Source organism: Glycomyces niveus (genome assembly GCF_017592475.1).
Lineage (GTDB): Bacteria > Actinomycetota > Actinomycetes > Mycobacteriales > Micromonosporaceae > Glycomyces > Glycomyces niveus.
Genome location: NZ_JAGFNP010000012.1, coordinates 104610 through 121591, shown reverse-complemented (window position 1 = coordinate 121591; position 16982 = coordinate 104610). Strand labels below are relative to the sequence as shown.

General features: G+C 68.7%; 20 protein-coding genes. 10 read left to right on the top strand and 10 right to left on the bottom strand.

Going from position 1 to position 16982, the window contains the following annotated elements:
* Nucleotides 1-31: 31 nt before the first annotated feature.
* Complete coding sequence (locus J5V16_RS19555; RefSeq protein ID WP_208498654.1) at nucleotides 32-1141, bottom strand: PP2C family protein-serine/threonine phosphatase; 1110 nt, start codon at nucleotides 1139-1141, stop codon at nucleotides 32-34.
* Nucleotides 1142-1203: 62 nt separating this feature from the next.
* Nucleotides 1204-1596, bottom strand: a complete 393-nt coding sequence (locus J5V16_RS19550) for a winged helix-turn-helix transcriptional regulator (protein WP_208498653.1) — start codon at nucleotides 1594-1596, stop codon at nucleotides 1204-1206.
* A gap of 98 nt (nucleotides 1597-1694) precedes the next feature.
* Between J5V16_RS19550 and J5V16_RS19545 the strand changes: the two genes are divergently transcribed.
* Complete coding sequence (locus J5V16_RS19545) at nucleotides 1695-2561, top strand: SDR family oxidoreductase (protein ID WP_208498652.1); 867 nt, start codon at nucleotides 1695-1697, stop codon at nucleotides 2559-2561.
* Nucleotides 2562-2611: 50 nt separating this feature from the next.
* On the opposite strand, the gene J5V16_RS19540 is transcribed toward J5V16_RS19545, so the two are convergent.
* Nucleotides 2612-4588, bottom strand: coding sequence for a potassium transporter Kup (locus J5V16_RS19540; protein ID WP_307793023.1), 1977 nt, complete (start codon nucleotides 4586-4588; stop codon nucleotides 2612-2614).
* Nucleotides 4589-4739: 151 nt separating this feature from the next.
* Entirely contained in the window at nucleotides 4740-5558 is an 819-nt protein-coding gene (locus tag J5V16_RS19535; RefSeq protein ID WP_208498650.1) for an NmrA family NAD(P)-binding protein, read from the bottom strand.
* A 217-nt stretch (nucleotides 5559-5775) separates the two neighbouring features.
* On the opposite strand from J5V16_RS19535, the gene J5V16_RS19530 reads away from it, so the two are divergent.
* From J5V16_RS19530 to J5V16_RS19515, 4 genes are read left to right on the top strand one after another with little or no spacing between them, the layout of a single operon-like run.
* On the top strand, nucleotides 5776-6588 hold the full coding sequence (locus J5V16_RS19530) for an ABC transporter ATP-binding protein (protein ID WP_307793022.1): 813 nt from the start codon (nucleotides 5776-5778) through the stop codon (nucleotides 6586-6588).
* Nucleotides 6585-7253, top strand: a complete 669-nt coding sequence (locus tag J5V16_RS19525; protein ID WP_208498648.1) for an ABC transporter permease — start codon at nucleotides 6585-6587, stop codon at nucleotides 7251-7253. Before J5V16_RS19530 ends, J5V16_RS19525 begins: the two co-directional genes overlap by 4 nt.
* Nucleotides 7250-7975, top strand: coding sequence for an ABC transporter permease subunit (locus tag J5V16_RS19520; RefSeq protein WP_208498647.1), 726 nt, complete (start codon nucleotides 7250-7252; stop codon nucleotides 7973-7975). The genes J5V16_RS19525 and J5V16_RS19520 overlap by 4 nt, the downstream gene beginning before the upstream one ends.
* Entirely contained in the window at nucleotides 7972-8874 is a 903-nt protein-coding gene (locus J5V16_RS19515; protein ID WP_208498646.1) for an ABC transporter substrate-binding protein, read from the top strand. The genes J5V16_RS19520 and J5V16_RS19515 overlap by 4 nt, the downstream gene beginning before the upstream one ends.
* A 62-nt stretch (nucleotides 8875-8936) precedes the next feature.
* On the opposite strand, the gene J5V16_RS19510 is transcribed toward J5V16_RS19515, so the two are convergent.
* Complete coding sequence (locus tag J5V16_RS19510) at nucleotides 8937-9683, bottom strand: SAM-dependent methyltransferase (protein WP_208498645.1); 747 nt, start codon at nucleotides 9681-9683, stop codon at nucleotides 8937-8939.
* Between the two features lie 182 nt (nucleotides 9684-9865).
* Between J5V16_RS19510 and J5V16_RS19505 the strand changes: the two genes are divergently transcribed.
* Complete coding sequence (locus tag J5V16_RS19505; protein ID WP_208498644.1) at nucleotides 9866-10909, top strand: glycoside hydrolase family 43 protein; 1044 nt, start codon at nucleotides 9866-9868, stop codon at nucleotides 10907-10909.
* Nucleotides 10910-11029: 120 nt separating this feature from the next.
* Nucleotides 11030-11344 (top strand): hypothetical protein, encoded by a 315-nt coding sequence (locus J5V16_RS19500; RefSeq protein ID WP_208498643.1) that lies wholly within the window; start codon nucleotides 11030-11032, stop codon nucleotides 11342-11344.
* Between the two features lie 70 nt (nucleotides 11345-11414).
* Here the strand turns inward: J5V16_RS19500 and J5V16_RS19495 are convergent, their stop codons facing one another.
* The 5 genes from J5V16_RS19495 to J5V16_RS19475 all read right to left on the bottom strand — a co-directional run bounded on the left by J5V16_RS19495 (nucleotide 11415) and on the right by J5V16_RS19475 (nucleotide 14701).
* Nucleotides 11415-12620 carry a sulfotransferase family protein gene (locus J5V16_RS19495; RefSeq protein WP_208498642.1) on the bottom strand — a complete coding sequence of 402 codons (1206 nt, stop codon included), beginning with the start codon at nucleotides 12618-12620 and terminating at the stop codon, nucleotides 11415-11417.
* 109 nt (nucleotides 12621-12729) lie between these two features.
* Nucleotides 12730-13509, bottom strand: a complete 780-nt coding sequence (locus tag J5V16_RS19490) for an SDR family NAD(P)-dependent oxidoreductase (RefSeq protein WP_208498641.1) — start codon at nucleotides 13507-13509, stop codon at nucleotides 12730-12732.
* A 71-nt stretch (nucleotides 13510-13580) separates the two neighbouring features.
* Nucleotides 13581-13961 carry a hypothetical protein gene (locus J5V16_RS19485; protein ID WP_208498640.1) on the bottom strand — a complete coding sequence of 127 codons (381 nt, stop codon included), beginning with the start codon at nucleotides 13959-13961 and terminating at the stop codon, nucleotides 13581-13583.
* 274 nt (nucleotides 13962-14235) lie between these two features.
* Nucleotides 14236-14502, bottom strand: a complete 267-nt coding sequence (locus J5V16_RS19480) for a hypothetical protein (protein ID WP_208498639.1) — start codon at nucleotides 14500-14502, stop codon at nucleotides 14236-14238.
* Nucleotides 14495-14701 (bottom strand): hypothetical protein, encoded by a 207-nt coding sequence (locus J5V16_RS19475; RefSeq protein ID WP_208498638.1) that lies wholly within the window; start codon nucleotides 14699-14701, stop codon nucleotides 14495-14497. The genes J5V16_RS19480 and J5V16_RS19475 overlap by 8 nt, the downstream gene beginning before the upstream one ends.
* Before the next feature lie 468 nt (nucleotides 14702-15169).
* Here J5V16_RS19475 and J5V16_RS19470 point away from each other — a divergent pair, with 468 nt between their 5' ends.
* The 3 genes from J5V16_RS19470 to J5V16_RS19460 all read left to right on the top strand — a co-directional run bounded on the left by J5V16_RS19470 (nucleotide 15170) and on the right by J5V16_RS19460 (nucleotide 16941).
* Nucleotides 15170-16036 (top strand): Scr1 family TA system antitoxin-like transcriptional regulator, encoded by an 867-nt coding sequence (locus J5V16_RS19470; RefSeq protein ID WP_208498637.1) that lies wholly within the window; start codon nucleotides 15170-15172, stop codon nucleotides 16034-16036.
* 19 nt (nucleotides 16037-16055) lie between these two features.
* Complete coding sequence (locus tag J5V16_RS19465) at nucleotides 16056-16181, top strand: hypothetical protein (protein ID WP_307793021.1); 126 nt, start codon at nucleotides 16056-16058, stop codon at nucleotides 16179-16181.
* Nucleotides 16182-16311: 130 nt separating this feature from the next.
* A complete protein-coding gene (locus J5V16_RS19460) occupies nucleotides 16312-16941 on the top strand; it encodes a LysE family translocator (RefSeq protein ID WP_208498635.1) in 630 nt (209 codons plus the stop codon).
* Nucleotides 16942-16982: the final 41 nt, after the last annotated feature.

Below are 16982 nucleotides of genomic sequence, written 5' to 3'. Positions count from 1 at the left end.
CATCGATGTCCGATTTGCGCAGACCCTCCGCTCACATTTCCTGCGTCAAGCGCCGCGCGCTCCGCGCCACCCGCGTGATCGCCAAGATGCTCACGTCGTCCTCCATGCGCGCCGCGAACCGCTCCGCGTCGTCCCACACGAACTCGACCAGCCGCTGCGGCGACGGCACCACCAGGCCGTCGAGGTGATGCGCGAGCGGGTAGTAGTTCCCGTCCTCGTCGCGCGCCTCGACCAGCCCGTCCGAGAACGCCAGCAGCGTGTCCTCCTCGCCGAACGCCACCGAGGCGATCCCATTCGGCCGCACCGGATCCGCCAGCCGCAGTCCCAGCACCGGCGCGGGCTTCAGGTCGACCTCCTCCACCCGCTCGCCCCGCAGCAGCAGCGGCGGCGGATGCCCGCACGACAGGAGCCGCACCTCGCCCGTCTCCTCCGCGAATTCTGCCAGCAGCACCGACACGAACAGCTCCGGCACATACCCGTGCCTCGCGTCCTCCAGCATTCGCCGCTCGAGCCGCCATGCCACCCCGCCCAGCTCCGCCTCGTCCAGGATCGCCTCGTGGAACACCGAGAGCACCATCGAAGCGGTCCCCACCGCCTCGAGCCCGTGCCCCTGCACATCGCCGAGGATCATCCGCACCCCGAACGGGCTCGGCCGCACGTCGAACAGGTCCCCGCCGATCCGCGCGCCCCGCTGCGCCGAGTGGTACACCCCCGCGCACGCCAGGTCGCCCACCCGCTCGGGCAGCTCCGGTAGCACCGCCCGCTGCGCCGCCTGCGAGACGCTGAACAGCGTCACCAGCCCCGCCTCGAAGCGCTGGCGCGCCCACGAGATGCTGACGGCCGTAATGAAGATGATCGACACCACGAACATGTCGACCAGGTCGAACCCCTCGGTGAACGGCAGGGGCGCGGCGAGGAGCGCGAACGCGATCGCGGAGATGAGCGCGGTCCACCCCGGCCCGAGGACGAACGCGGCGAGCAGCGGGACCACCGTCACCGCGATCCCGGCGTGCAGGGGATCGCGGGAGAGGACCTGGGTGACGATGCCGATGCCGAGGGCCACGAGCGGCAGCAGCCGGACCCACCTCGGAATGGCCGTGCCCGGCCGCAGTTCGTCCGCTCGCGGGACCAGCGCAGCCATGGCCCCGAGTCTAGGCCGCCTCGCGCCCGCTACCTGGTATTTCGAACAGGTCGAGTGAAGAATTAGGACGCGCGGCGCGAGTCGTACTCCGCATGCGAGTCGAGCACCTTCGGCATCTCCTCGTACAGGTGCATCACGAGCTCGCGCAGCCGCTGCTCGAGCCCGGCGCCGACCTCGGTGAGCCGGTATTCGACGCGGGACGGGTAGCCCTCTTCGGGCGCGAGCCGGTCCACGATGCCGTCGCGTTCGAAGTGCTTGAGGCTCTGTGCCAGGGCCTTCTCGTTGATGCCCTGCACCGCCCGCCTGATCTCGCTGAACCGCTTCGGCCCGTCGTGCAGGGCGAGCAGCACGAGCGTGCCCCAGCGCCCGGTGATGTGGTCGAGGATGTCGCGCGATTCGCAGCCCTCGGCCTGCACTTCGAATCCGGGGAAGAGTTCGGTGGGCTGGGTGCTCATGACGCGATGTTACCTCGACTACAGTACTTTCGAATTGATTGTGCTTTCATTTGGTAAGTGCAATGGTAGACCCAATCGACAGCTGAAGGAGCATTGAAATGATCGTCGTCACCGGAGCCACCGGCCAACTCGGCCGTCTCGTCGTCGAAGGCCTCGTCAACCAGGTCCCCGTGGAGCAGATCGCCGTCGTCGTGCGCGACCCCGCCAAGGCCGTCCGCTTCGGCGAGCTCGGCGTCGAGGTCCGCGTCGCCGACTACAGCGAGCCCGCCACCCTCGCCGACGCCTTCAAGGAGGGCGAGAAGGTCCTCCTCATCTCCGGCAGCGAGGTCGGCCAGCGCGTCCCCCAGCACAAGGCCGTCATCGACGCGGCGAAGGCCGCGAACGTCGCGCTCCTGGGCTACACCAGCATCCTCGGCGGCCCGGCCGCCGACTTCGAGCTCGCCCGCGAGCACCAGATCACCGAGCGGTACCTCATCGACTCGGGCCTCCCGTACGTGCTGCTGCGCAACGGCTGGTACCACGAGAACTACACCGGCGCCCTGGGCCAGGTCCTCGCGAACGGCGGGGTCCTGACCAGCGCGGCCGAGGGCGCGAAGATCGCGAGCGCCACCCGTGCCGACTTCGCGGCGGCGGCGGTCGCGGTGCTCACCACCGAGGGCCACGAGAACAAGGAGTACGAGCTCAGCGGCGACGACGCCTGGACGTACGAGGAGTACGCGGCGGAGGTCTCGCGCCAGCTGGGCAAGGACGTCGCGGTGAACCGCGTCCCGGGCGAGACGCACCGCGAGATCCTGGTCGGCGCGGGCGTCCCGGACCCGTTCGCGGCGATCCTCGTCGGCGTCGAGGACGCGATCTCGCGCGGCCTGCTGGCCGTTCAGACGGGCGACCTGTCGAAGCTCATCGGGCGTCCGACGACCCCGATCTCGCATTCGATCACCGAGGGCCTGCAGGCCGCTCAGGCGTAAACCGGCAAGAAGCACGGCCCGCGGGGTGGTCCCCGCGGGCCGTTGTCGCGTCACACCTCGATGTGGGCGCCCATGGTGACGGTTCGCTCGCGCGGGAGCTTGAAGTGGTCGGCGGCGTCGGCGGTGATGTAGGACGTGGCGATGAACAGGCGCTTGCGCCACTTCGCCATGGTCGGCTCCGGACCGTACCGCAGCTGGATGGTCGAGAGGAAGTAGGTCGCGTCCTTGAGATTGAGCTTTCGGCCCCCGGACTGGCGCGCTTTGACCAGGCGCAGAGCGGCCGGAACGTCCTGGGATTCCATGTAACCGAACCTGGCGGTGACGTGGGTGATGCCGCCTTGGGTGGAACCGAGGTCGTCGACGAGGACGCGCTCGGACTCGGGGACGCGTGGCACCGGCTGGGTTTCGACGGAGAGGATCACGATCTGGGCGTGGCGCACATGGTTGCGTTCCAGGTTGGCGCGGAAGGCGAGCGGGGCGGTCTCGGCGCCGCGGTTGAGGAAGACGGCGGTCCCGGGGACCTGGGCGGCCTTGGGTTCGCCCGCGCGCACTCGCTCGAGGAACTCGCGCAGCGGGCCTTCGAGGCGGATGCGTTCGGCGGTGACGATCTCGCGGCCGCGCTGCCAGGTGACCATGATGGTGAACGCGGTGACGCCGATGACGAGCGGGAGCCACGCGCCGTGCACGATCTTGGTGCTGTTGGCGGCGAGGAACAGCAGGTCGAAGGCGAGCAGGAGGCCGCCGCCGGTGAAGACGAGCCAGCGGGGCGCGTGCCACTGCGTGCGGGCGATGTAGAAGAACAGCAGCGTGACGATGGTGATGGTGCCGATGACGGCCATGCCGTACGCGTACGCGAGCGACGCGGAGCTGCGGAACGCGAACACGAGCGTGAGCACCGAGATCATGAGCAGCCAGTTGATCCAGGGCACGTAGATCTGCCCGATCTCGTGCTCGGAGGTGTGGGAGATGCGCAGGCGCGGCAGGTACCCGAGCTTGGAGGCCTGGGAGGCGACGGAGTACGCGCCGGTGATGACGGCCTGGGAGGCGATCACGGTGGCGGCGGTGGCGAGGACGAGCAGCGGGATGCGGCCCCACTCGGGGGCGAGGAGGAAGAACGGGCCGCTCACGTTGGCGGGGCTCTCGAGGATCATCGCGCCCTGGCCCATGTAGTTGAGCAGGAGCGCGGGGAAGACCAGGAAGATCCAGCCGGCGGTGATGTTCTTGCGCCCGAAGTGGCCCATGTCGGCGTAGAGCGCTTCGGCGCCGGTGAAGGTGAGCACGACGGCGGCGAGCGCGTAGAACCCGATGTGGAAGTGGCCGAAGAGGAAGTCGACGGCGTAGAGGGGGTTGAGGGCTTTGAGGATGTCGGGGTGGTGGGCGATGCCGCCGATGCCGAGCACGGCGAGGGTGAGGAACCAGACGATCATGACGGGCCCGAAGAGCCGCCCGATGCTGGCGGTGCCCTTCCGCTGGAAGACGAAGAGCAGCACGATGATCACGCCCGTGAGCGGGATGACCAAGGAGTCGAAGCCGGGGTCGATCACCTTGAGGCCTTCGACGGCGGAGAGCACGGAGATCGCGGGGGTGATCATCGAGTCGCCGAGGAAGAGGGCGGCGCCGAAGATGCCGAGGGCGGCGAGGACGAGGCTGGTCTTGCGGCCGCGGCCGCCGCTGTGGCGGCGGATGAGGGTGATGAGGGCCATGATGCCGCCCTCGCCGTCGTTGTCGGCGCGCATGGCGAGCATGACGTAGAAGATCGTGACGATGATCATCATCGACCAGAAGATGAGGGAGATGAGCCCGAAGACGTTGTTGTCGTTGATCGGCACGGGGTGGGGGTCGGCCGGGTTGAACAGGGTCTGCAGGGCGTAGATCGGGCTGGTGCCGATGTCGCCGAAGACGACGCCGAGGGCGCCCACTGCGAGGGCGGGCCTGAGGGTGCCGCGGGGTGCGGCGGCGGATCTGGCGGGCGCGGGCTGCGACTCCGGGGCGGGATCGGACGTGCTCGCGTCGTACTGGGCGGTCACGACGGTTACTCCTTCTCGGGGATCGGGCACCATCGGTCCGATCCGACCGATGGACGATACCGCGCGAAATGGGTTCCCGACCACCAAGTGGCGTAATCCAGGACACCTTGCGACCTGGGAGTCGGCCCCGGGCGCCGCCGGGGCCGGGTTCCTACCGGAACGACTCGGCGTGGTCCTTCGCCCACTCGGCGAACGTCCGGGCGGGACGGCCGGTCACGTCGGCGACGGAGGTGAAGACCTCGCGCGCGAACTGGGGCGGATTGGCGCGCCAGTCGAGCACGTAGTCGATGGCGTGCTCCTCGATGCCCATGGCGCGCATCCGCTCCTTCGCGCCCTCGGGGTCTTCGGCCTCGTACCGCACCTCCTTGCCGAGCGCGGCGGCGATGGCCGCGACCTGCTGCGGGACGGTGAGCACTTCGGGGCCGGTGAGGATGTAGGCCTGTCCGGCGTGGCCGTCCTCGGTGAGGGCGCGGGCGGCGACGGCGGCGATGTCGCGCACGTCGACGGGGGAGTGGCCGACCTCGCCGTAGGCCTCGCGCACGACCCCTTCGGCGCGGATCATCCCGGCCCAGCTGAGCGCGTTCGACATGAACTCGCCGGGCCGCAGGTGCGTGTACTCGAGCTCGGAGTCCTCGACGGCCTCCTCCACCGGCCCGGTGTAGCCGTTCCAGAGGAGGGTCACGCGCCGCACCCCGGCCTTGACGGCGGCGTCGACGAGGTCGCGGCTGTTCGGGACGGTGGTGTTGCCGGGGCCGAAGGTGGTCATGAGGTGCAGCGCGGTGACGCCTTCGAGCGCGGCTTCGAGGCTCGCGAAGTGGGTGAAGTCCCCGACGCGGACGTCGACGCCGGCCGGCAGGTGCGCGTTGGCGGGGTCGCGGGTGAGCGCCCGCACGGGGTGGTTCGCGGCGTGCAGCTGCTCGACGAGGTGTCGTCCGACATTGCCGGTCGCGCCGGTGACGAGGATGGTCATCGCAGTTCCCTCTCGGTTCGCCGGGGCCGCGGGCACGGTCCCTGTGGTGACCGGGCCAACGCTAGAACCCCAGGGGCGCAATGCCATCGGACCAGAGCCGCGCCGCGGGTACACCGCTGGTCCTAAGACCCGCAATTCGATTGCCAGTTCGAATATGCGCTTCGGTTCGCTGTATAGACTGACCGTGACCGTTTTGCCCATGTCAGGGGAAGTCGCTGTGATCGAGTTCGAATCAGTGTCCAAGACCTACCCGGGCCACGCCGCCGCCGTCGCCGAGTTCTCGCTGGTCGTCCCCTCGCACCGCAGCGTGGTGCTCGTCGGCTCCTCCGGTTCGGGCAAGTCCACGTTGCTGCGCACGGTGAACCGCATGGTCGAGCCCACTTCGGGCCGCGTCCTCATCGACGGCGAGGACGTGCGCGAGCGCGATCCGGTGGCCCTGCGCCGCTCCATCGGGTACGTCCTGCAGCACGGCGGGCTCCTCCCGCACCGCAGCGTCCTCGACAACATCGCCACCGTTCCGGTGCTCAACGGCATCGCCAAGCGCGAGGCCCGCACGGCCGCAAGCGAACTGCTCGAACGCGTGGGGCTCGACCCGAAGCTCGGCCGCCGCTACCCCGGCCAGCTCTCGGGCGGCCAGCAGCAGCGCGTCGGCGTCGCGCGCGCCCTCGCCGCCGACCCCGAGATCCTGCTCATGGACGAGCCCTTCGGCGCCGTCGACCCGATCATGCGCCGCGACCTGCAGGAGGAACTCCTTCGCCTGCAAGCGGAACTGCACAAGACGATCCTGTTCGTCACCCACGACGTGGACGAGGCCTTCCTCCTCGGCGACGAGGTCGTCGTCCTGCGCGAAGGCGGGGTGATCGCCCAGCGCGGCACCCCCGCCGAGATCCTCGGCGCGCCCGCTGACGACTTCGTGCGCGACTTCGTGGGCGCCGACCGCGCCGAACGCGAACTCTCCATCATGGACATCGACGGCCGGGCCGTCGCCGTCGACGGCTCGGGGCGCCCCGTGGGGGTGCTCGCGCCTTGAACTGGCTCACCCTCAACTGGCCGCAGGTCATCGAACTCACCCGCGACCACCTGCTGCTCAGCGCCCCCGCGATCGTGCTGAGCGTGCTCCTCGCCGTCCCCATCGGACGACTCGCCCACCGCCGCCCCCGCCTCGGCGGCGCGGTCCTCGGCGCGGCCGGCCTCCTCTACGCCATCCCCGCCCTGCCGCTGCTCATCATCATCCCGGTGCTCTTCGGCATCCCGCTGCGCTCGCCCGCGACGATGATCATCGCCCTCACCGTCTACGGCCTCGCGCTCCTCGTGCGCACCGCCGCCGACGCCTTCGGCTCCGTCGACCCCCGCGTCCGCGAAGCCGCTGTCGCCGTAGGGCACTCGCCCCTGGGCGTGTTCTGGCGCGTCGACCTGCCCCTCGCCGTCCCCGTGCTCCTGGCAGGCGTCCGCGTCGTCGCCGTCAGCACCGTCAGCCTCGTGACCATCGGCGCCCTCATCGGCGTCCCGAGCCTCGGCACCCTCCTCACCGACGGGTTCCAGCGCGGCATCCCCGCCGAAGTCGCCACCGGCGTCATCGCCACCATGGCCCTCGCCCTGCTCTTCGACGCGCTCCTCATCGCCGCCGGGCGCGCCCTCACCCCCTGGACCGCCAAGCGCCGCGAACGCCTGCTCCCGCGAGCGGAGACGACATGAACCTCTTCCTCGACGCCCTCGCCTGGCTCGCCGACCCGGCCCACTGGACCGGCCCCGGCGGCGTGCCCACCCGCGTCCTCCAGCACCTCGCCATCACCTTCGCCGCGGTCACCGCCGCCGCGGTCCTCGCCTTCCCCGCGGGCGTCCTCATCGGACACACCCGCAAGGGCGCCGGACTCGTCGGCGCGATCGCGGGCGCCGCCCGCGCGATCCCCACCCTCGGCCTGCTCACGCTCCTGGGCCTCGCCCTCGGCATCGGCCTCGGCGCACCGCTCCTGGCGCTCATCGTCCTCGCAGTCCCTTCGGTCCTCGCGGGCGCCTATGCGGGCGTCCAGAACGTCGACCCCGAGGTCACCGGCGCCGCCCGCGCCATCGGCATGAGCCCGCGCCAAGTGGTCTTCCAAGTCGAGATCCCGCTGGCCGCACCGGTGATCATCGGCGGCCTGCGCGCCGCCGTCCTCCAGGTCGTCGCCACCGCCACCCTCGCCGCCTACACCGCCGACTTCGGCCTCGGCCGCTACCTGTTCTCCGGCCTCAAATCCCGCGACTACGCCGAGATGCTGGCCGGGGCCCTCCTCGTCGCCGCCCTGGCGCTCCTGCTCGAACTGCTCCTCGCCGCCGCGCAACGCATTGCGGCACAGCGCATCACCGCGCCCGCCGAAGACACCGCCGAAGACACCGCCGACCTGCCCGAGATTCCCCGAGAGAAGGAACGCGTATGAACACCCGCACCAAGGCCATCGGCGCGGTCGCGCTAGCGGCCGCCCTCGCCGCCTCCGCCTGCTCGTCCGGCGACCCGCTCTCCAGCGGCGAATCGGACGGCGACACCATCGTCATCGGCTCGCAGGACTACTACTCGAGCGAGATCATCGCCGAGGTCTACGCCCAGTCCCTCGAGGACGCCGGGTTCACCGTGGAACGCCAGTTCCGCATCGGCCAGCGCGAGGCCTATCTGCCCGAGATCGAGGGCGGCTCGATCGACCTCTTCCCCGAGTACACCGGCCCGCTCCTGCAGTACTGGGTGCCCGACACCGAGGCCCGCCTGAGCGACGACGTCTATGCGGCCCTGCAGGAGGCCACCCCCGACGGCCTGCGCGTGCTCGCCCAGTCGCCCGCCACGGACCAGGACTCCTACACCGTGACCCGCGCGTTCGCCGACGAATGGTCCCTCACTACAGTGGACGACCTGGCCAACGTGAGCGTGCCGATCACCATGGGCGCCAACTCCGAGGCCGAGAGCCGCCCGAACGGCCCGCAGGGCCTGCTCGACACGTACGGCATCGAGGTCGGCTTCACGCCGATCGAGGACGGCGGCGGCCCGCTCACCGTCGCCGCGCTCAACGACGGCGACATCCAGATGGCCATCATCTACACCGCCGACCCGTCGATCGCCGCTAACGACCTGGTGTCCCTTCAGGACACGAAGGGCCTGTTCCTGGCCTCACACGTGGTCCCGCTCGCCAGCGACAACGTCAACGACGAGGCGGCCGCGGTCATCGACGCGGTGAGCGCCGCGATGACCCCCGAAGCCCTCCTCACCATGAACGCCCGCAGCGTCGACGAGGAGCTGCCGGCCGAGACGATCGCGAAGGACTGGCTCGCCCAGGCGAACCTCGGCTAGCGTCATCGTTCGGCGCGCAACGCGAGAGGGCCTGGCGGATGCCAGGCCCTCTCGTCATGCCGTTACCGCTTCATGAGGGCGAAGACGCCCCATCCGAGGTAGTCGCGCTGGTAGCGCACATGGTTAAGGCGGCCGACATCGAGCTTGTGCCGCATCTCCTCCGCGAGGTCGTGGCCCGGGTTGTCGTCGAGCCAGCGGCGGATGTTGAGCCACTGCGCGGCCGAGTACCGGTCCCAGGAGTCCTGGTCGGCCAGGACCATCTCGACCACGTCGTAGCCGAGGGCGCCGAAGTGCTCGAACAGGCCCGGCAGATCGAACAGGTCGCCCTTGGCGCCGACGTAGCAGCCCTTGACGGTCGCCTCGTCCGGCGGGTCTTGACGCCAGTAAGGCTCGCCGATGAGCATGAGGCCGCCCGGCCGCAGGCTCTGCTCGAGGAGCGCGATCGTCCCGGCGGCGCCGCCGCCGATCCAGGTGGCGCCGATGCACGCGGCGATGTCGACGGGCGTGTCCGCGACGAACCCGGCGGCGTCGCCGTGCAGGAACTCGCAGCGGTCGGCGACGCCGAGTTCGGCGGCGCGGGCCTTGGCTCGCGCGGTGAACGCGGTGCTGATGTCGACCCCGGTGCCGCCGATGCCGTGGTCCCGCGCCCAGGCGCAGAGCATCTCGCCCGACCCGCAAGCGAGGTCGAGCATGGTCAGGCTGGGCGCGAGGCGCAGTGCCTCGCCCAGTTGGGCCAGCTTGCGCCTATCGAAGGGGTTGTGGATGCGGTGGCTGCTCTCGGCGATGACGAATGACTGTGGAAGGTCCACTATGGAAGTCCTTTGGTGTCGATGATCTGTTGACGGTGTCGTAGAGCGGTCGGACTCCGACCGCGTGCGCCTGGACCTTCAAAAAATCATCTCCAAAGCTCGTGGACCTGCGTTGACCGCCGCACTGTACGACCCGAGCGACCGTCGTGTCGAGCGGATATCGCCCTGATAGCGTTTTCGACATGAGCGAGCCGATGCCGTCCGCCTTCCCGCTGCGCCTGCCCGAGATGCCGCTGCACGACCCGTACGTGGTCGCCGACGCCGAGTCGGGCCTCTACCACCTCTACACCGCCAACCAGGGCTTCACCGCCACGGCGACCGGCCCGCTCTCGGACGCCGGGGTCGGCACGATGTGCTACCGGTCCCGCGACCTCCTCAACTGGGCCGAGCCGGTGCCGGTCTTCCTTGTCGCCGAGGAGGAGTCGCCGTGGGCGGTGCACGGCGCGTGGGCGCCCGAGGTGCACCGCTGGAACGGCCGCTGGTACCTGTTCACCACCCTGCACAACACCGACGTGCCGCTGCCGGTGCCCGGGCCGGGGGAGTACGGCACGCCGTTCCCGGTCCCGAACTACCGCCGCTCCACGATCGTCGCAGTCGCCAACGCGCCGACCGGCCCGTTCCGGATGCTCAAGCCCGACGCGCCGATCCTGCCGCCCGAGCTCATGATCCTCGACGGCACGCTGTTCACCGACGACGACGGCCGCCCGTGGATGGTCTACGCCAACGAGTGGCTGCAGCGCATCGACGGCACCATTGAGGCGTTCCCGCTCAACGACCGCCTGGACGCGGTCGCCGGCGACGCGGTGATGCTCTTCAAGGGCTCGGACGCCCCCTGGCTCACCCGCGAGATCCCGGCCGGGGTCCCGCACCAGCTCGCGCCGTACGTGACGGACGGCCCGCAGCTGGTCCGCGCCCCCGGCGGCGCCCTCGTGTGCCTGTGGTCGACCTACGAGAAGAACCGCCTCACCCCGGGCGGTGTGGACGGCGACTACGTCCAGACCTGGGCCGTGTCCCCCTCCGGGCGCCTCGAAGGTCCTTGGGAGCAAAGGGAACCGCTCGTGCGCGGCGACTCCGGCCACGGGATGCTCTTCACCACCTTCGAAGGCGATCTCATGCTCGTCCTCCACCGCCCTTTCACCGGAGCGCGCGGCAAGCTCTACGAGATGGCCTGGGACGGCGACGACCTCCGCGTGGTGCGGCAGCGCACCGACCTCGACGGCGACTGACCCGGCGGGCCGCGCACCCGCTTGCAAGAGGTGGACCGTGACACATCGTGTCAGTGCATTTCGGGTTTTCGGGGCAAACCCCTATAGTTGGAGGGGCCAACGCGAACAAGGGGGTACACCATGGGTTTTGCGGACAAGTTCAATGAGCTGAAGGACATGTTCTCGGGGGCCGTCGAAGACGTCAAGGGCAAGGCCGAGGAGATGATCGGCGGCGCGGCGGACGCGCCGGTCGACCAGCTCGGCGAGCAGTTCGGCGGTGCGGCGGAAGACCTGCAGGGGCAGGCGCAGGACGGCGTCCAGAACGCGCAGGACCAGGTGCAGGACGCGCAAGGCCAGGTGCAGGAGGGCTTCGACAACGCCCAAGGCCAAGCGCAGGAAGGCGCCGACGGCGTCCAAGGGTCCATCGAGGACTTCCGGAACCAGACCGGCCTGTAGGCCGGGAATCGCCGCGGGGCCGGTGCATCAGGAAGATGCACGGGTCCCGCGGCTCGTCCAAGTGCGGGTGTCAGCGCGAGTTGAGCGTCCCGCAGAGGCGGATGTAGTCGCCGAAGGCGTCCTCGACGGCCTGAATGGACAGGCCGTAACGCGACAGCGAGTACTCGTGCCGGCGGTCGCGCACCGGCCGGGCCAGGACGTTCTCGAGGTTGCCCGCGTCCTTGGCGGTCCACTCGGCGCCGATCGCCTGGTACAGCTTGGGGACCTCGTTCGCCGGGTCCGAGTTGAGCCGGTGGTAGGGGACATCCACGATGGACTCAGCCGGAAGCGCGAGGCGCGCCTTCCGGCCCGCCTCGATCGACTCGACGAGCAGGCTCAACGCCACCTGCCCGATCGACTCGAAGTCGAGGCGGCGCTGGTACAGCGACCACGAGGTCTCCATGAGCGAGCAGACCGAGCCCATGACGGTGGTCGGGTCGCGGTGCGTCCAGACGAAGGTCGCGTCAGGGAAGACTCGCTTGATAACCTCCATGTCGTTGAGGTGCGCCGGGTACTTGAGCATCCAGCGTTTCGGCTCGCGCTGATACTGGAGCACTTGGAGCGCCCGCTTCAGGTACAGGTAGTCGGGGGTGCGGTCGCGCTCCTCCAGCCACCGCCGGTACTTCGGCAGCGTCCCGCGCAGGATCAGGTGATAGGTCCCGTGCGGCAGGATGAGCATCGACTCCTCGGGCGAATGCACCCTCATGGGGTGGATGACCTCCCACGACGGTGAGAACCTGACCATCATGCGGGTCCCCGACTCGAGCTTCTTGATCGCATTGTCGGCCTCGGCCCGGTGCTGGGGGATGTCGGTGCGCATCATCTCCCACATCAGCGGGCCGCGATGCGCATCAGAGGCGGCGAGGATCTTGTGCGCCAACGTGGTCGCCGTACGCGGCAGGCCCACGACGAACACCGGGGCCACGATCCGCTCGTCGGCTATCTCCGGGTGCTCGATCAGCCGCTGCCGGATGCGCAGCCGGTTCTCCTGGCGTTTCGCCGCGTCCTCGATGCCCGACTGCCAGCCGAGCGGCGTCAACTGCGGCTCCTTGGCGAGGCATCGAAGATGGAATCCCAGGTCCGCGGTGAACTCCTCGTCCCCGGCGGTCGACCATCCGGTCGACTTCTCGATCGCGGCGACGGTGCGCTGCCAGGTCTCGAGGGGCCGGTTGCGGCCTTTGAAGGAGGGCCGCAGCACCGCGTTGACGAGGCTGGCGGTCAGGGTGGTCCGGCTCATGGGGGGTTCCTTTCGGAGCGCAAGGCCCGCAAGGCGACAGCTGGCCCCGACAGACTACCCCCGGTGGCTTCCGGCGGCACCGCGAAGCACACGCTGAACCCCGTCGGCATCAGTGGACGGACAGCCCGCCGTCCACGAACAGCGCCTGCCCGGTCACGTACGCGGAGGCGCGGCTCGCCAGGTACACGGCCGCCCCCGCGAAGTCCTCGGCGAGCCCGTTGCGCCCGGTCATGGTGCGCGCGGCCAGGGCCGCCACCTTCTCGGGGTCGGATGCGAGCCGTTCGTTCAGCGGCGTCATCACGAAGCCGGGCACCAGCGTGTTGCAGGTGACCCCGTGCGGCGACCACGCCTCGGCCTGCGAGCGGGCCAGGGATTCCAAGGCGCCCTTCGAGACGCCGTACACGCCGCTCTGCACGAACGCGCGGTGCGCCTGCTGCGAGGTCACGTGGATGATCCGCCCGAATCCGCGCTCGGCCATGCCCGGCCCGAACCGCTGCCCGAGCAGGAAGGGCGCCTCCAGGTTCACCGCCATGGTCGCGTCCCAGACGCCTTCGTCGATCTCGCTCATGGGCGGGCGCAGGTTTATCCCGGCGGAGTTGACGAGGATGTCAGGCTCCCCGTAGACCGCGGCCGCGGCCTCGCCTGCCTCCCTGATGGCGTCGCGTCCGCTGAGATCACCGGTCACCCAGGCCGCTTCGCAGCCGAGCGCGGTCAACTCGTCCACAGTGGCGGTCAAGGCTTCCCGTCCACGCGCTACGACCACGGTCTTCGCGCCCGCGCGCGCCAGTGCGGTGGCGATGCCCTTCCCGATCCCGGAACTCCCGCCGGTCACGACGGCGACGCGCCCTTCGAGTGAGAACAGCTCGGCGAGGTAGTCCTGTGCGCTCATGCCCGAACCCTAACTCGATGCTCGTGCTGGAGCACTGAGGGTTTCGCCGGACGGACGAGGCGGGCTCGGGGCTACTCGTTGAACCAGCCGGTCGCCTGGAAGGTGTCCCCCTTGTTGCCCTCCCACCAGTACTCCAGCCGGTAGGAGTGCAGGTTGCCGATGTTGAAGCCCTGCTTGTCGCATCCGGCGTCGCCGCCGTCGTCGAGGATCAGGACGTAGTTGAAGGAACCGTCGATCCCGGCTTTGACGAGCACGAGCCGCCCGATGACACCGTGGCCGTCGGCCTTCTCATCGCAGATTTCGAACATATCGCCGTCGTCGATGAACGTGAAGCTCCCGTGGGAGTCCCCGAGCGACTTGTTATCCGCGGAGGCGGGAGACGCCATCAGGCCCACCATGGCCATTGCCATGGCTCCCGCGAGGGTGATCCGGGTCATCCAGGTCTTACGCATTTCTCTCCTCTTGAGCCGCTTGGTTCTCAACTGCCCCAATATATCCGAGCACGCTGCGTGGTCTGAGCGGCACTGTCCTATCGAGTCTCCAGCCGGGCTTGATCATCGCTGTATTTGCCTCTCGCACCGGGATCATGGACTTCCTAGATATATATCGGCAGCGATGTTTTTGGGCCTCAGTGGCTTCGAGCCGAAGATGAGGAGGGGGCGCCCGATGGGGAACGGAGTGAGGCCGGTCGAACTCCACCTTGTTCGACCGGCCTCGGTGTCAAGTCTAGAAGTCGAAGCGACTGGGATTGGTGACCAACTCGCGGGCGTTTTGAACAATCCATGGGCACCATTCGTCGCCCTGCCACGCGCCGCGCCAGACCACGGGCTGGTCCGGGTCGTCGCCGAAGCGGCAGACCTCGTGCGGCCCGACGCCGTCATCGCAGTCCACCCGGTAGACGACGGGCGTGCCGGGCGGCGTCGCGGTGAAGATGACGGAGAACTCGACCGGGTGCCGGCGGAACTTGCCGAGGCAGTGCTCGCCCTCAGCCACGGCAGAACCTGATCTTGGCCGGAGCGGCCGGTTCGGCGGGGGTGACGGTGTGGAAGGCCTTGAAGGCGTTGTTGCGCGCCCACTCGCGCCATTCGGGGGTGGCGGAGCGCCATTCGTCGCTCCAGGTGGCGTGGAGGTCGCCGGAGCTCAGGCCGGAGACGACGAGGATGACATCGGACTGGTTTCCCTTGGTGTGCACGAGGAACGAGTCGGATGCTTGAACGCTCGAAGCGCGGACGACGAAGACCCTTCGGCCATCGCTGAACTGCCCCCGCTCCAACGGACTCGGATCGGTTGTGCCGTACATCGCAACCTCCATTGCAGAGTGTGTCGGATAGCCGACAGTGGGAGTGCCGAGGAACCCACGAAGAGACCTACAGATGCACTGCGAGGCAAAGACTCCCCGGCATCCCCACCGTTCGCGAGCCGGGAGGCGACCCGCGATGAATCCAACATAGGCGATGTTTTGCCTGGTCAATTGCTATGTATCCCATATTGTTTCGACGCTCCGGAACGACGCTCCATGATGGGTATCCCGTTTCGGTGCACCGTAATGGAGGCTCCGTTACGGTGCACCGAAATTGGGCCGAGTCGTGATGAATAAGGTTGGGGCGGTTCATGCGATCATCGCTACAAACCGTTATTCGCGCAGCGCAGGGAGCATCGGATGGCAGGCACGGTCGTGTACCAGAAGTTCGCTCGGGCCTACTTGACCGCCGAGGTCAACACCATTTCGCAAGACGCGGGCTGGACCCCGAACAAGTTCGCAAGAGTGATGAGCAAGAGCTCCACCACAGTCCGGGCATGGCTCGACGGCAGCCGCATCCCCGACAAGGGCAACCTCTCACTTCTTTGCGACCTGGCCGAGGTCGAACCGGATCGTAAGCGGTTCATCCTGCATGTCAGCGAACAGCTTCTCACGAACTCCGAGCTGATCTCCGACCTCGACGAGCGCAACCTTTACATCGTGGAGAGCGGCGAGCGGACCTATCCGGTTCATGTCAAGTGGGACCCGCTTCTGCTATCTGCGCTCCTGCAGATTGAGCCGTACCACATGAAGGTGCTTGCTGGGCCGATGGAAGATCCCGCAAACCAGGTGAGGAACTGGCGGCGCAAGGAGCGGCGTTCCAAGAGATTCTTCGCCCGGTTCAAGGACCAGAGCCATCCTCGAGCTGAGTTCTACGTGCCTGGAAGCGCTTTCGCGGATCTTGCCTTGCTCACGCCCAAGGAGAAGACCGCCCAGATCGAACGGCTTCGCTGGGTTGACTCGCTTCCAGGCTGCGAGGTGCGTGTGGTCGAGCCGCCCCATTTCGCGACCTACGCGTTTGACACGTTCGAATCCGATGAGCAGACCCCAGCGGGGCCTGCCTTTGTCTACGTGGAACAGCTCGACCAGAGCCGCCACGTGGTCGATGAGGAGAAAATCGGCTTGTATGATCAAGCCCGCAGGTTCCTGCGATCAAACTCGCAAGGTATTGGAAGGTTCCTCGATGGTGGAGTACACCAGCTGGCGGAAGAGCACTCGCAGCAATAACTCAGGCCAGACCGACTGCGTGGAGGCTCGGAACACGGACGCCGGCTTCCAGGTCCGTGACTCCAAACTCGGGCACGACTCCCCGGTCTTCGACCTGACCGCCTCGGACTTCACCGGCCTCCTCCGCGTCGCCGACCGAGGCTGACAAACCCGGCCGCAGCGCCCCGCTGCCGCAGACTCTGCCCTCGACTCCCGTCCCGGAGTCGGGGGCGTTTTCGTATACCCGGTCCCGAATCGAGGTGCAGCCTTGGCGTGCTGGGTGAGAGGATCTGCGGATGCCAGTTGACCCGCACCTGCTCGCAGTCTTCACGATCGCGACCGTCGTCGCGCTGGTGACTCCCGGTCCCGACATGCTGATGGTCCTGGGCTGCGGCATACGCGGCGGCGCCCGCGCCGGTCTCCTCGCCACGCTCGGCGTGGTCACCGGCGACGCCCTGTACATCGTCGCGGCCGCCGCCGGACTCGCCGTGCTCCTCACCGCGTTCCCCGTCGTGTTCACCGTGCTGCGCATCGCGGGCGCGGCGTACCTCGTCTACCTGGGCGTCCAGATCATCCGCAACCGCAAGCGGCCGCAGGCGGATCCGGTCGCGAGCGGCGGCTTGTCCGGCCGGCGCGCATTCCTCAACGGCGCGGTCTCCTCGATGGCCAATCCGCAGACGTTCACGTTCATGGCCGCCTTCCTGCCCCAGTTCATCGATCCTGCGGCAGCTCCGGTCTGGCTGCAGTTCGCCGTGCTCGGTGCGGTCCTCATCGTCCTGGAGTTCTTGGCCGACGGGACCGTGGGCGTCCTCGCGGGCCGGATCGGCGGGTGGCTCCGCGGCCGTGAAGCCGTGCAGCGCCGCATGGACGCGGCGACCGGGACCGTGTTCATCGGCCTAGGGGTGACCCTCGCGGTCGAGCGCTGAAGCTCCAGGGCACTTTTCACTTTCCCTAGGAGCGTCCGCCG